The organism is Uruburuella suis (genome assembly GCF_022870845.1).
Classification (GTDB): domain Bacteria; phylum Pseudomonadota; class Gammaproteobacteria; order Burkholderiales; family Neisseriaceae; genus Neisseria; species Neisseria suis.
On record NZ_CP091507.1, the window covers coordinates 2,426,840 to 2,440,761 of the forward strand.

Sequence of the window (13,922 nt, forward strand, 5' to 3'; positions counted from 1 at the left end):
TAATATACAAACAGACAGCCTGTAGGTCGGATTCTCGAATCCGACACTTGTTCGCAGAACAAGGCACGCACATCGCTTTGGCCGTTGGCCAAACGTCGGATTCAAGAATCCGACCTACGCGGATAATGTTGCCGAACTGCTTTTATTTTGTCAGGTTATTTTTTAGAATGGGTATCACACCACTTCAAACGCCGCCTGCACCACGCCGGCCAAATCCAGCGCCAGCTTGTCGCCGCTGTGCAGCTGCCCCACGCCGGCGGGCGTGCCGGTAAACACCACATCGCCTGCGCGCAAGCCATAGCTTTCAGCCAGCTCCTGCAAAATCGCCGCCAGCGGGTAAATCATGTGCGAGGTGTGGCCGTGTTGGCGCATTTCGCCATTCACTTTAAACGTGAATTCGCAATCTTGCGGCCGACTCAATTTATCCGCCGCCACAAAATCCGACACACAAGCCGCGCCGCGAAAACCTTTGGCCTTCGTCCACGGCAACCCTTTTTCTTTCAGACGGCCTTGCACATCGCGCGCGGTCAAATCCAGCCCCACGCCGTAGCCGGCAATGATTTTCAGCGGATTTTCTGCATCAATGCCGTCTGCGTCTTCACCAATCAGCAACACCAATTCGCATTCATAATGCACCGAGGCGCTGTAAGCCGGCAATTTAATGGCCGCACCCTGATGCAGAATGCTGTTGTTCGGTTTCATAAACACCACCGGCTCGGTGGGCGTTTCGTTTTTCAATTCGGCAATATGGTCGACATAATTGCGGCCGATGCAGAAGATATTGTTTACCTGCACCGGGCGGGTTTCGAGCATCACGTTCGGCATTTCAAGCTCCTTCGGTATTTTTCGAAAATAAAATCAGCAATATACAAAATGCTATAATGGAATGCATAAAAAAGTGCTACGGCGGGTAGGTTGGGTTGTAAACCCAACCAATTCACAAGCCGTCTGAAACGTTGGGTTTATCAACCCAACCTACGCCGTTGCAAAATGCAGTTGCGTGCAACTTTATTATTGCATTTCACTATATGCAAACTAAATTCAAGCAGGCTTTGCCCCATCACAAAAAGGCCGTCTGAAAACTTTTCAGACGGCCTTTTGATTATTTCGCATTTATCGCAGCAAGCACTTTTTCCACCACTTCGCCCACGGGCACGCTTTGCGATTCACCCGCGCGGCGTTCGGCGTATTCGACATTGCCTTCTTTCAAGGCGCGGTCGCCGATGACGATGCGGTGCGGGATGCCGAGCAGCTCGGAATCGTTGAGCAACACGCCGGCGCGCTCGTCGCGGTCGTCGAGCAGCACGTCGGCGCCGGCGGCGAGCAGGTCGGCATAAAGCTTATCGGCCGCTTCGCGCACGCTGTCGGATTTTTTATAGTTCATCGGCACAATCACCACGGCAAAGGGTGCCATGGCGTCGGTCCAGATGATGCCGCGCTCGTCGTTGTTTTGCTCGATGGCGGCGGCCACGATGCGGGTGATGCCGATGCCGTAGCAGCCCATTTCCATCACTTTGGCTTTGCCGTTGTTGTCGAGCACGGTGGCGTTCATGGCTTCGGAATATTTGGTGCGCAATTGGAACACATGGCCCACTTCGATACCGCGTGCGAGTTTCAGACGGCCTTCACCATCGGGACTCTCATCGCCTTCGATCACGTTGCGCAAATCGACAAATTGCGGCTCGGCGGCATCGCGGCCGAAGTTGAAGCCGGTGTAGTGTTGGTCGTCTTCATTGGCGCCAATCACCCAATCGGCGCCTTTTTCGGTGGCGAAATCGGCATACACGCGGCCGGTGAAACCCACGGGGCCGAGCGAGCCGCCATTGGCGCCGAATTGGGCGCGGATTTGCGCGGGGTCGGCCATGGTGAGCGGGGTTTTCACGCCGGCGAGTTTTTCGGCTTTGATGTCGTTGAATTCGTGGTCGCCGCGCAAGAGCAGCAGCACGATTTCGCCTGCTTCTTCGCCTTCCACCACAATGGATTTGAGCGTTTGTTCAATCGGAATATTTAAAAATGCCACCAAGGCGGCGATGGTTTTCACATCGGGGGTGTGCACTTTGGCCAATTGGGCAGCGGCGGCAGCGCGCGCGCCTGCCAGCGGCAGGGTGGCGGCCAATTCGACGTTGGCGGCGAAATCGGAAGTGTCGCTATAGGCAATCACGTCTTCACCGCTCTCGGCCAGCACTTGGAATTCGTGCGAGCCGGTGCCGCCGATGCTGCCGGTGTCGGCGGCCACGGGGCGGTAGTTCAGGCCGAGGCGGTCGAAAATGCGGCAATAGGCGTCATACATGGGCTGATAGCCTTCGTTTACCAATGATTCGTAATCGGCGTGGAAGGAATAGGCATCTTTCATCACAAATTCGCGCGCGCGCATCACACCGAAACGCGGGCGCACTTCGTCGCGGAATTTGGTTTGGATGTGGTAGAAATTTTTCGGCAATTGTTTATAGCTGGTGATTTCTTTGCGCACGATGTCGGTAATCACTTCTTCGCAAGTGGGGCCCATACAGAAATCGCGGGTGTGACGGTCTTTGATGCGCAGCAATTCTTTGCCGTAAAATTCCCAGCGCCCGCTCTCTTGCCACAATTCAGCCGGCTGAATCACCGGCATCAGCAATTCCACTGCGCCTGCGCGGTTCATTTCTTCGCGCACAATGTTTTCCACTTTACGCAACACGCGCAAGCCCATCGGCATCCAAGTGTAGAGGCCGGAAGCCACGCCTTTCACCAAACCTGCGCGTATCATCAGCTGATGGCTGGGCAACGTGGCTTCGGCGGGGGCTTCTTTTAAGGTGGAAATAAAAAACTGGCTGGCTTTCATAATCGGTAAATTCTGGTGTGTAAAATGATGCGTGATTGTACCGCGAAAAGGCGGCAGCAACATGTTTTTCTCGGCGGATTCGGCCATTTCGGGCGACTGTCAACCGCTTTCATACACAGCTTTCAGACGGCCTTGTTTTTGCTAAGCTTTTTCTTAATGGCGTTTCACCCTTTGATTGATTAAATTTAATTTATTGATTTTTATATGCTTTTTTATTGCCTGAATTTTAGGCAATGATAAACAGCGTTTGCTGCAACAAGGTTTTTTCCTCTTAAGCCCTATTTATACACAAGCTTATCCACAGATTTTGTGTATGGTTTGTGACACGTTGCGTTTGCATCCGCATGGTCGGCATAAAAGTTAAGCTTGTGTAAAACCCGCACTTGCCCGCTGCGTTTGTTGGGGCTAAAGTAAGCGTTTCGATAATATAGCAACCACACACTTCAATCAGGACAATAATATGGCCCATAAAACCCAACAAGATATTTTCGAACACAACCGCCTGTGGGCCGAGCAGAAATTGCAGGCCGACCCGCATTTTTTCGACACGCTCTCTGCCGCGCAAACGCCGGATTATCTTTATATCGGCTGCGCCGACAGCCGTGTGAGCGCCGAAGAAATGATGGGCATGGCACCGGGCGAAGTGTTTGTGCACCGCAACATCGCCAATATGGTCAATGCGCTCGACATCAACGCTGCTTCGGTGGTGCGCTATGCGGTGGAGCATTTGAAGGTGAAGCATATTGTGGTGTGCGGCCATTATCAGTGCGGCGGCATTTTGGCGGCCATGCAGCCGCGCGATTATGGCTTGCTCAACCCGTGGCTGCGCACCATACGCGATGTTTACCGCCTGCACCGCGATGAGCTTGATGCGATTGCCGACGAGCAGGCGCGCTACGATCGCTTGGTGGAATTAAACGTGCAGGAGCAATGCATCAATCTGATTAAAATCGCCTGTGTGCAAAAACGCTATCTGCACGAGCAATACCCCACCGTGCACGGCTGGGTGTTTGATATCCGCACAGGCCGTCTGAAAGATTTAAATATTGATTTCAAAGGCATTTTGAGCGACATTCAGCGGATTTACGATTTAACCGACAGCGAATGGTCGATGTAGGCAGGCAAGCGGGCAATACGCTGCCCGGTAAAAATATCAACCTATTGTTTATAAACAGTTATTCAAATTTTTGATGATAACCAAAGGCCGTCTGAAACATTTTTCAGACGGCCTTTGCTCTGTTAAAAAGCTTATACCCATTCAAAATAGCAAGCCAACCAAGCGGCGAGCCGCCGGCAATGCCAATAGCACGACAGGGCGAGTCAACGCAGTAAGATTATTTTTTGAGATGTGTATTACACGCCTTTTTTATCCAGATAGCTTTCATAATCGCCCAAATAATGCTCGTAGCCGCCTTGGCCGTCGAGCTCGATAATCTGGGTAGCCAGCGAGGACACAAACTGGCGGTCGTGCGACACGAAAATCAGCGTGCCGTTGTATTTTTCCAGCGCCATATTGAGCGATTCGATGCTTTCCATATCCATGTGGTTGGTGGGCTCATCCATCACCAGCACATTGGGCTTGAGCAAAATCAGCTTGCCGTAGAGCATGCGGCCTTTTTCGCCGCCGGAGAGCACCTGCACCTGTTTCACCACATCGTTGCTGCCGAAAAGCAGGCGGCCGAGGGTGCCGCGGATGACTTGCTCGTCGTCGCCCTCCTGCCCCCATTGGCGCATCCATTCGGTGAGGTTCATTTCCACATCGAAATCGTTTTCATGGTCTTGCGGGTAGTAGCCGACATTGGCTTTTTCCGCCCATTTGATGTGGCCGGCATCGGCGGCCAAGCCTTCGCTGTATTCAGGGGCAAACGCACCGGCCAGCAATTTGAGCAGCGTGGATTTGCCCGCGCCGTTGGGGCCGATAATCGCCAGGCGCTCGCCGGCATCGAGCATGAAATTGAGGTTTTTAAACAAAGGCACATCAAAGCGCTTGGCCACGCCGGCCGCTTCCACCGCTTGGCGGTGCAGCTTGCTTTTTTCGTCGGCTTCAAAGCGGATATACGGGTTTTGGCGGGTAGAAGGTTTCACCTCGACCATTTCCGACTTGATTTTATCGGCCTGTTTCAAGCGGCTGGTGGCTTGGCGGGCTTTGGATTTGTTGGCCGAAAAGCGCGCCACAAATTCTTGCAGCTCTTGCAGGCGTTCTTTGGCTTTGGCGTTGTCTTTCATCGCCCGTTCGCGCGATTGCGCCGAAGCGAGCATGTAGTCATCATAATTGCCCGGATAAATGGTGATGCTGTTGTAATCCACATCGGCCATATGCGTGCACACTTCGTTGAGAAAGTGGCGGTCGTGCGAGATGATGATCATGGTGGAATCGTATTGGTTCAACACGCCTTCGAGCCAGCGGATGGTGTTGATGTCCAAGTTATTGGTGGGCTCGTCGAGCAAGAGCACATCGGGCTTGGAAAACAAAGCCTGCGCCAGCAACACCCGCAGCTTGAAGCCGGGCGCCACTTCGCTCATCAGCGCATTGTGCAAATCTTCGGAAATGCCCACGCCGCTCAAAAGCTCGCCGGCGCGCGCTTCGGCGGTGTAGCCGTCGTATTCGGCGAACTTGGCTTCCAAATCGGCCGCACGCATATAATCGTCTTCGGTGGCATCGAGATTGGCATAAATCGCATCGCGCTCGGTCATCGCCGCCCACATTTCCACATGCCCCATCATCACCACATCGAGCACGCGCATGTCTTCATAAGCGAATTGGTCTTGACGCAATTTGCCCAAGCGCACGCCGTTTTCAATCGCCACTTCACCGCCGCTGGGCTCCAAATCGCCGCCGAGGATTTTCATAAAAGTCGACTTGCCCGAGCCGTTGGCGCCGATTAGGCCGTAGCGGTTGCCTTCGCCGAATTTCACAGATACATTTTCAAACAGCGGCTTGGCGCCAAACTGCATGGTAATGCCGTTGGTAGAAATCATTTTTCAATAAACCTTTTGCAAAAGAATCATTTAAATCGGCGGCGATTGTATCATATTCGGCCATCTGCTGCCGTGGTATCTTGAGACCGTCTGAATGTTCAGACGGCCTTCGGGCGCAAGCCGAAGCCGGGCGGGTATATATAGTGGAATGCATAAAAAAGTGATACGGGGGTAGGTTGGGTTGCAAACTCAACAAATCCACAAGCCGTCTGAAACGCTGGGTTTATCAAACTAACCTACGGCAGTTTCGTATCAATTTTTCTTGCATTTCACTATAGTGTTCGCCAGCACAATGTTTTTCTTTTCTTGATGATGCTCAGATTGTTTCTGAACAAAGCAAAGGCCGTCTGAAACCTTTCAGACGGCCTTTGCTTTATTTATCGCGCGCTCAGTCTTTATATTGCTGCAAGAGCTGATCGGCGGCCACAATCGCATCGTAAACCATGTCCGGTGTTACCTTGAAAGGCTCGTTGTGGATGGTTTCGCCCTCGGCGCAGGAAAGTTCGGCCACTTGGCGCCATTCGGCTTCTTTGAATTCTTTCAAACCCAAATCGGCCAAGGTAAGCGGCAGACCCACGGCTTTGATGATGCCGATCACTTCTTCCAATTCTTCAGACGGCACCCCTTCCATCACCAATTGGGTAACCAAGCCGAAAGCCACTTTTTCGCCGTGCATCGCGCCGTGCAGATCGTGCACCGCGGTCATGCCGTTGTGAATCGCGTGCGCCGCCGCCAAACCGCCGGATTCGGCACCCACGCCGCTCATGTAAATAGTGGCTTCGATGGTGCGTTCCAACGCGGGTGTCACCGCTTTGGCCGCCACGGCGCTCATGGCCTGCGGCGCGTAATCGCGTATGGTTTCATAACACATTTTGGCAATGCCCAAACCGGCCAGGCTCGGCTGCATCAGCACCAGATTGATGCCGTTGCTGGCATAGCAGGTGCGCGCTTCAAAATAAGTGGCCAAGCCGTCGCCCACACCGGCGGCGAAAAAGCGCGCCGGCTCGGCGGCCAGCAATTTGGTGTCGGCCAGCACGGCGTTGGGGTTATTCGGCAGGAAAAGATAGCGGTTAAACGAGCCGTCGGCATTGTAAACCACAGTCAGCGCGGTGCAGGGCGCATCGGTGGAAGCCAGCGTGGGGAAAATCACCACCGGCACGTTTTTGTAGTAAGCTACGGCTTTGGCGGTGTCGAGCGTTTTACCGCCGCCGATGCCCACCACAAAGCGGCAGCCGGCTTGGTCGAATTCGGCTTGCTGGCGGTTGATTTCTTCATCAGACGACTCGCCGCCAAACACGGTAAACACGCCTTTCACGCCGTGTTCAGCCAAGCTCGCTTTTGAATCGGCTGCGGCTTTTTCGGCGATAAAGGGGTCGCAGATAATCAGGCCGGCATCGCCGTATTGTTTGATGTGTTTGCCCAAATCGGCCAGCAAGCCGGCTTGGATCAGAAATTTCATCGGAGAGGTGATGGATTTAACGGCAGCCATTTCAAATTCCTTTCTGTGGGTGTGTGTCGTTGAAATTTAACTACAAATATACACTGCTGAGTCTGCTTGATATTGCGTCAAATCAAATAATACATGTTTGATTTTTATGGCTCACCTTTATTTAAACTTCCTAAACTTCTTTAATTGATTGAATTTAAATTATTTCAGACGGCCTTTATTATTTTATTTTATTATTAATGGAAATATTTTGAGCACTGAAAAAATCTACTACACCATCATTATTCTGGTGTCCGCCCTCTCCGTGCTGCTCAGCCCGTTTTTCTATATCCGGCGCGGCAAGCCGCAAAGCAGCCGGCCGGCTGCGCGGATGGGCTGGTGGCTGATTATCGCCAGCAATATTTTGGTGGCGCTGGTTTTATTCGCGGTGTGGTATTTCTGGCTGGCTTGAAAACGTATGCACAAATGCTTATATTGTCTTCATCTTCTTTTAAACCCTAATTAACGAGCCTGCCATGAAAAAAATATGGGCCATTTTGCTAATGAGCACCGCTGCGCCTGCTGTTGCCGCTTCTGTGTATGAGTGCAGCGGCAAAAACGGCCAAACCACTTACACCCAAAACCCTAGCGGCAGCCATTGCCGGCCGGCCAACTTGGGCGCGCCCAGCATTTACAGCGCTGCCCCTGTGCCTGCCATTCGCAACACAGAAGCACCTGCAGCAGCGCCCGCAGCCAGCAGCCATCAAAGCGATGTGCAGCGCGCGCAGGAAGAATTGGCGCAGGCACAAAAGAATCTAGAGGCCGGCCGACAAGTGCGCTATGGCAATGAGCGCAATTATGCCCGCTATCAGCAGCGCATTCAGGGCCTGGAGCAAGCCGTGCAAAACGCACGTCAGAAATTGGAGCAAGCCCAAGGCGGGCAAATAGCTGATTGAAGAAAACAAAAAATGCCGTCTGAAATCGTTCAGACGGCATTTTTAATGCTTATTGCTTCATAGTAATACCCATTCAAAAAAGTAAGCTAACAAGGCTGCAAGCCTGCGACAGTACAACGAGTACGGCAAAGCAAGACAACGAAGTTAGGTTATTTTTTGGATTGGTATAATACCCATTCGAAAAAATAATATACAAACAGGCAGCCTGTAGGTCGGATTCTCGAATCCGACACTTGTTCGCAGAACAAGGCACGCACATCGCTTTGGCCGTTGGCCAAACGTCGGATTCAAGAATCCGACCTACGCGAATGATGCTGCCGAACTGCTTTTATTTTGTAAGGTTATTTTTTAGAATTGGTATAACAAGGCAGATTGGGTTCGCTTCAAACCTAAGCGCCTACCTGCACAGAAGCAGCGGGCTTGAGTTATGCAAAGGCCGTCTGAAAGGTTTTCAAACGGCCTTTGCATATTACACAACAATGATTTATTTATTTGAATCGGCATCAGCCCTGTTTCAGCGCCAGCAGCAGCTTATCGTGTATTCCGCCAAAACCGCCGTTGCTCATCACCAAAATATGATCGCCTGTTCTCGTTTCGTGCACAATTTCTGCCACAAAAGCCTCAAAATCCCCGCCTACATGCAACTTCTCGCCCAAAGGTGCCAGCGCTTCAGCCACATCCCAATCCACTTCTCCCGCATAGCAAAACACCTGATCCGCCGCTTGCAGGCTCTCGGGTAAAGCCGCTTTCATGCTGCCCAGCTTCATCGTGTTTGAGCGCGGCTCCAGCACCGCCAAGATGCGTGCCTTGCCCACTTTTTGACGCAAGCCGGCCACGGTGGTGGCAATGGCGGTGGGGTGGTGGGCAAAATCATCATATACCGTGATGCCGTTTTGCGTGCCTTTGATTTCCATGCGCCGCTTCACATTTTTAAAATCCCCCAAGGCTTCACATGCCGCCGCAACAGACACACCCACATGACGGGCAGCCGCAATAGCGGCCAAAGCATTCAGCCGGTTGTGCTCACCCATCAGCACCCAAGCCACATGCCCCACTTTTTCACCGTGTAAACGCACATCAAATGCCCCATCGGCCTGCACATTGGCCACCTGCCAGCCATCGTGGTTGCCAAAAAATTCCACCGGCGTCCAGCAGCCTTTATCGAGCGTTTCGCGCAGGGCAGGCTCCGTGCCGTTGCAGACAATCAGCCCTTCACCCGGCACGGTGCGCACCAAATGATGAAATTGGGTTTGAATCGCGGCCAAATCCGCAAAAATATCGGCATGATCGAATTCAAGATTATTCAACACACATGTTCGTGGGCGGTAATGCACAAATTTGCTGCGCTTATCGAAAAAAGCCGTATCATATTCATCGGCTTCAATCACGAAAAACGGCGAACGGCTGCCCGAATCTTGAGCAGGCGCTTGCGGCAAGCGCGCCGACACACTGAAATTTTGCGGCACCCCGCCGATTAGGAAACCGGGCGCCAAACCGGCATACTCCAACACCCAAGCCAACATGCTGGCCGTGGTGGTTTTACCGTGCGTGCCCGCCACCGCCAGCACCCAACGGCTGTGCAACACATTTTCCGCCAACCATTGCGGCCCGGAAACATAAGGCAAACCCCGATTGAGAATCGCCTCAACCACCGGCATGCCCCGTTTGGCCACATTGCCAATCACATACACATCAGCCGCAAAATCTTGCAACTGCGCCACATCAAAACCCTCATGCACATCAATGCCGAGCGCTTCGAGCTGGGTGCTCATCGGCGGATACATTTTGGCATCGCAACCGCTCACCTTAAAGCCGGCTTCTTTTGCAATAGCGGCCACGCCGCCCATAAACGTGCCGCCAATGCCGATAATATGGATATGTTTCATGATTGTGCTGTGTGAAAAATAAAAACGTATTATAGCCCAATGCCTTTTGGCGTGATATGTCCGATACCATGCAAACTCATTCTCATCCGACATTGCAACGCTCAAAACACCACCGCGGCACGTGATTTACTATCGATTATTTTAAGACTGAACAAACACACCAAAGGCCGTCTGAAAGCCGTATGAGTATTCAGACGGCCTTTAAGCCTGCTATTTCGTATTGGCTATTGACCGGCTATTGGCCGCAGGCCGCAGCCGCCAAGAAGAAGCCCCGCTGATATTCAGCGGGGCTTCGGAAGGGGTGCCTGGCAGTGACCTACTTTCACATGGGTATCCACACTATCATCGGCGCTGAGTCGTTTCACGGTCCTGTTCGGGATGGGAAGGCGTGGGACCAACTCGCTATGGCCGCCAGACTAAACTGTACAAATTTCGAAAGCCGTCGCGCTGGATTCTTCTCCGGCGCTTTATCAACATGAAATGCTCTTCGCACTTCCAACAGGGTAATGTTTGTTATCGCATGATTGCAGTATCCTGCAACTCATGACTTCAGTAAGCTTTTCTTCATTCGAAGTCTCTCAAATGATAGAGTCAAGCCTCACGAGCAATTAGTATCGGTTAGCTTCACGCGTTACCGCGCTTCCACACCCGACCTATCAACGTCCTGGTCTCGAACGACTCTTTAGGGTGGTTTAACCACCAGGGAAGTCTCATCTTCAGGCGAGTTTCGCGCTTAGATGCTTTCAGCGCTTATCTCTTCCGAACTTAGCTACCCGGCTATGCCACTGGCGTGACAACCGGTACACCAGAGGTTCGTCCACTCCGGTCCTCTCGTACTAGGAGCAGCCCCCGTCAAACTTCCAACGCCCACTGCAGATAGGGACCAAACTGTCTCACGACGTTTTAAACCCAGCTCACGTACCACTTTAAATGGCGAACAGCCATACCCTTGGGACCGACTACAGCCCCAGGATGTGATGAGCCGACATCGAGGTGCCAAACTCCGCCGTCGATATGAACTCTTGGGCGGAATCAGCCTGTTATCCCCGGAGTACCTTTTATCCGTTGAGCGATGGCCCTTCCATTCAGAACCACCGGATCACTATGTCCTGCTTTCGCACCTGCTCGACTTGTCGGTCTCGCAGTTAAGCTACCTTTTGCCATTGCACTATCAGCCCGATTTCCGACCGGACCTAGGTAACCTTCGAACTCCTCCGTTACTCTTTGGGAGGAGACCGCCCCAGTCAAACTGCCTACCATGCACGGTCCCCGACCCGGATTACGGGTCTGGGTTAGAACCTCAAAGTCACCAGGGTGGTATTTCAAGGACGGCTCCACAGAAACTAGCGTCTCTGCTTCTAAGCCTCCCACCTATCCTACACAAGTGACTTCAAAGTCCAATGCAAAGCTACAGTAAAGGTTCACGGGGTCTTTCCGTCTAGCAGCGGGGAGATTGCATCTTCACAACCATTTCAACTTCGCTGAGTCTCAGGAGGAGACAGTGTGGCCATCGTTACGCCATTCGTGCGGGTCGGAACTTACCCGACAAGGAATTTCGCTACCTTAGGACCGTTATAGTTACGGCCGCCGTTTACTGGGGCTTCGATCCAATGCTCTCACATCTTCAATTAACCTTCCAGCACCGGGCAGGCGTCACACCCTATACGTCCACTTTCGTGTTAGCAGAGTGCTGTGTTTTTAATAAACAGTCGCAGCCACCGATTCTCTGCGACCCTCCGATGCTTACAGAGCTAGTCTTTCACATCAAAGGGCATACCTTCTCCCGAAGTTACGGTATCAATTTGCCGAGTTCCTTCTCCTGAGTTCTCTCAAGCGCCTTAGAATTCTCATCCTACCCACCTGTGTCGGTTTGCGGTACGGTTCTGACTTGGCTGAAGCTTAGTGGCTTTTCCTGGAAGCGTGGTATCTGTCACTTCTTGTCCGTAGACAATCGTTATCGCTTCTCGGTGTTATGAAAGTCCGGATTTGCCTAAACTTTCCACCTACCGGCTTGAACAAGCTATTCCAACAGCTTGCTGACATAACCTTCTCCGTCCCCACATCGCACCAAATCAAAGTACGGGAATATTAACCCGTTTCCCATCGACTACGCATTTCTGCCTCGCCTTAGGGGCCGACTCACCCTACGCCGATGAACGTTGCGTAGGAAACCTTGGGTTTTCGGCGAGCGGGCTTTTCACCCGCTTTATCGCTACTCATGTCAACATTCGCACTTCTGATACCTCCAGCAAACCTCTCGATTCACCTTCTTCGGCCTACAGAACGCTCCCCTACCATACGTGTAAACACGTATCCGCAGCTTCGGTTATAGATTTGAGCCCCGTTACATCTTCCGCGCAGGACGACTCGACCAGTGAGCTATTACGCTTTCTTTAAATGATGGCTGCTTCTAAGCCAACATCCTGGCTGTCTGGGCCTTCCCACTTCGTTTACCACTTAATCTATCATTTGGGACCTTAGCTGGCGGTCTGGGTTGTTTCCCTCTTGACAACGGACGTTAGCACCCGCTGTCTGTCTCCCGAGAAACGACTTGATGGTATTCTTAGTTTGCCATGGGTTGGTAAGTTGCAATAACCCCCTAGCCATAACAGTGCTTTACCCCCATCAGTCTCTTACTCGAGGCACTACCTAAATAGTTTTCGGGGAGAACCAGCTATCTCCGAGTTTGTTTAGCCTTTCACCCCTATCCACAGCTCATCCCCGCATTTTGCAACATGCGTGGGTTCGGACCTCCAGTACCTGTTACGGCACCTTCATCCTGGCCATGGATAGATCACTCGGTTTCGGGTCTACACCCAGCAACTTGTCGCCCTATTAAGACTCGGTTTCCCTACGCCTCCCCTATTCGGTTAAGCTCGCTACTGAATGTAAGTCGTTGACCCATTATACAAAAGGTACGCAGTCACGGAACAAGTCCGCTCCCACTGTTTGTATGCATCAGGTTTCAGGTTCTATTTCACTCCCCTCCCGGGGTTCTTTTCGCCTTTCCCTCACGGTACTGGTTCACTATCGGTCGATGATGAGTATTTAGCCTTGGAGGATGGTCCCCCCATCTTCAAACAGGATTTCACGTGTCCCGCCCTACTTGTCGTATACCTAGTACCACTGATGAGATTTCGAATACGGGGCTGTCACCCACTATGGCCAAGCTTCCCAGCTTGTTCTTCTATCTCGCCAGCTATCATATACAGGCTCTTGCGCGTTCGCTCGCCACTACTTGCGCAATCTCGGTTGATTTCTTTTCCTCCGGGTACTTAGATGGTTCAGTTCTCCGGGTTCGCTTCTCTTGCCCTATGTATTCAGACAAGGATACCGTACAGAATACGGTGGGTTTCCCCATTCGGACATCGCGGGATCATTGCTTTATTGCCAGCTCCCCCACGCTTTTCGCAGGCTTACACGTCCTTCGTCGCCTATCATCGCCAAGGCATCCACCTGATGCACTTATTCACTTGACTCTATCATTTGAACGACCTCTCTGACTTCGCTTATCCTCCCGTTGACTAGGGGAATAAACTAGAGATGTTTACTCTGATAAAGCTTACTGCTTTGTTGTGTGACACACTCTGCCTTTTGTGCTCAGAGTGCGTCCGATACAATCATCACCCAAATTTTTATGGCTTGGCTGTGCTTATGGCGCCCGTCTTTTCAGACGGCCTATCCATAGGCTGAATCGACTCGGGTTGCAACCCTTGCCTTTTACATCCAAACCAACATTGTCTTTGTTTGTTGATTTCGGCTTTCCAATTTGTTAAAGATCGATGCGGCTTCGAAACTCAGCTTTTGCTGCGTCTCTTCGCTTCGCAAATCAAAACGAGCTGGCCATTATAGCA

Annotated in this window: 8 protein-coding genes and 2 rRNA genes; 3 read left to right on the forward strand and 7 right to left on the reverse strand. The window is 52.0% G+C overall.

The genetic code is table 11. The annotated features are described in order from the left end of the window. Positions 1–174: 174 nt before the first annotated feature. Together LVJ78_RS11075 and LVJ78_RS11080 are read right to left on the reverse strand one after the other, a co-directional pair. Positions 175–825: a fumarylacetoacetate hydrolase family protein gene (locus LVJ78_RS11075; protein WP_132954602.1), complete on the reverse strand. Its 651-nt coding sequence runs from the start codon at positions 823–825 to the stop codon at positions 175–177. 277 nt (positions 826–1,102) lie between these two features. Continuing rightward, positions 1,103–2,821 (reverse strand): proline--tRNA ligase, encoded by a 1,719-nt coding sequence (locus LVJ78_RS11080; protein WP_132954601.1) that lies wholly within the window; start codon positions 2,819–2,821, stop codon positions 1,103–1,105. A 460-nt stretch (positions 2,822–3,281) separates the two neighbouring features. Between LVJ78_RS11080 and LVJ78_RS11085 the strand changes: the two genes are divergently transcribed. Beyond that, entirely contained in the window at positions 3,282–3,938 is a 657-nt protein-coding gene (locus LVJ78_RS11085) for a carbonic anhydrase (protein ID WP_132954600.1), read from the forward strand. 236 nt (positions 3,939–4,174) lie between these two features. Here the strand turns inward: LVJ78_RS11085 and LVJ78_RS11090 are convergent, their stop codons facing one another. Then, positions 4,175–5,800, reverse strand: a complete 1,626-nt coding sequence (locus LVJ78_RS11090) for an ABC-F family ATPase (protein WP_132954599.1) — start codon at positions 5,798–5,800, stop codon at positions 4,175–4,177. A 388-nt stretch (positions 5,801–6,188) separates the two neighbouring features. Beyond that, the gene (locus tag LVJ78_RS11095) at positions 6,189–7,289 is read right to left on the reverse strand and encodes a glycerol dehydrogenase (RefSeq protein ID WP_132954598.1); all 1,101 of its coding nucleotides are present in this window, start codon (positions 7,287–7,289) and stop codon (positions 6,189–6,191) included. 208 nt (positions 7,290–7,497) lie between these two features. On the opposite strand from LVJ78_RS11095, the gene LVJ78_RS11100 reads away from it, so the two are divergent. Continuing rightward, the gene (locus tag LVJ78_RS11100) at positions 7,498–7,698 is read left to right on the forward strand and encodes a hypothetical protein (protein WP_132954597.1); all 201 of its coding nucleotides are present in this window, start codon (positions 7,498–7,500) and stop codon (positions 7,696–7,698) included. A 64-nt stretch (positions 7,699–7,762) separates the two neighbouring features. Next, complete coding sequence (locus LVJ78_RS11105) at positions 7,763–8,182, forward strand: DUF4124 domain-containing protein (RefSeq protein WP_132954596.1); 420 nt, start codon at positions 7,763–7,765, stop codon at positions 8,180–8,182. Positions 8,183–8,685: 503 nt separating this feature from the next. Here LVJ78_RS11105 and mpl read toward each other — a convergent pair. The 3 genes from mpl to LVJ78_RS11120 form a co-directional block, all read right to left on the reverse strand. Beyond that, entirely contained in the window at positions 8,686–10,068 is a 1,383-nt protein-coding gene (mpl, locus tag LVJ78_RS11110; RefSeq protein WP_132954595.1) for a UDP-N-acetylmuramate:L-alanyl-gamma-D-glutamyl-meso-diaminopimelate ligase, read from the reverse strand. A 303-nt stretch (positions 10,069–10,371) separates the two neighbouring features. Continuing rightward, positions 10,372–10,484, reverse strand: a 5S ribosomal RNA gene (rrf, locus tag LVJ78_RS11115). Positions 10,485–10,655: 171 nt separating this feature from the next. Next, positions 10,656–13,547 (reverse strand): 23S ribosomal RNA (locus LVJ78_RS11120). Between the last annotated feature and the right edge of the window lie 375 nt (positions 13,548–13,922).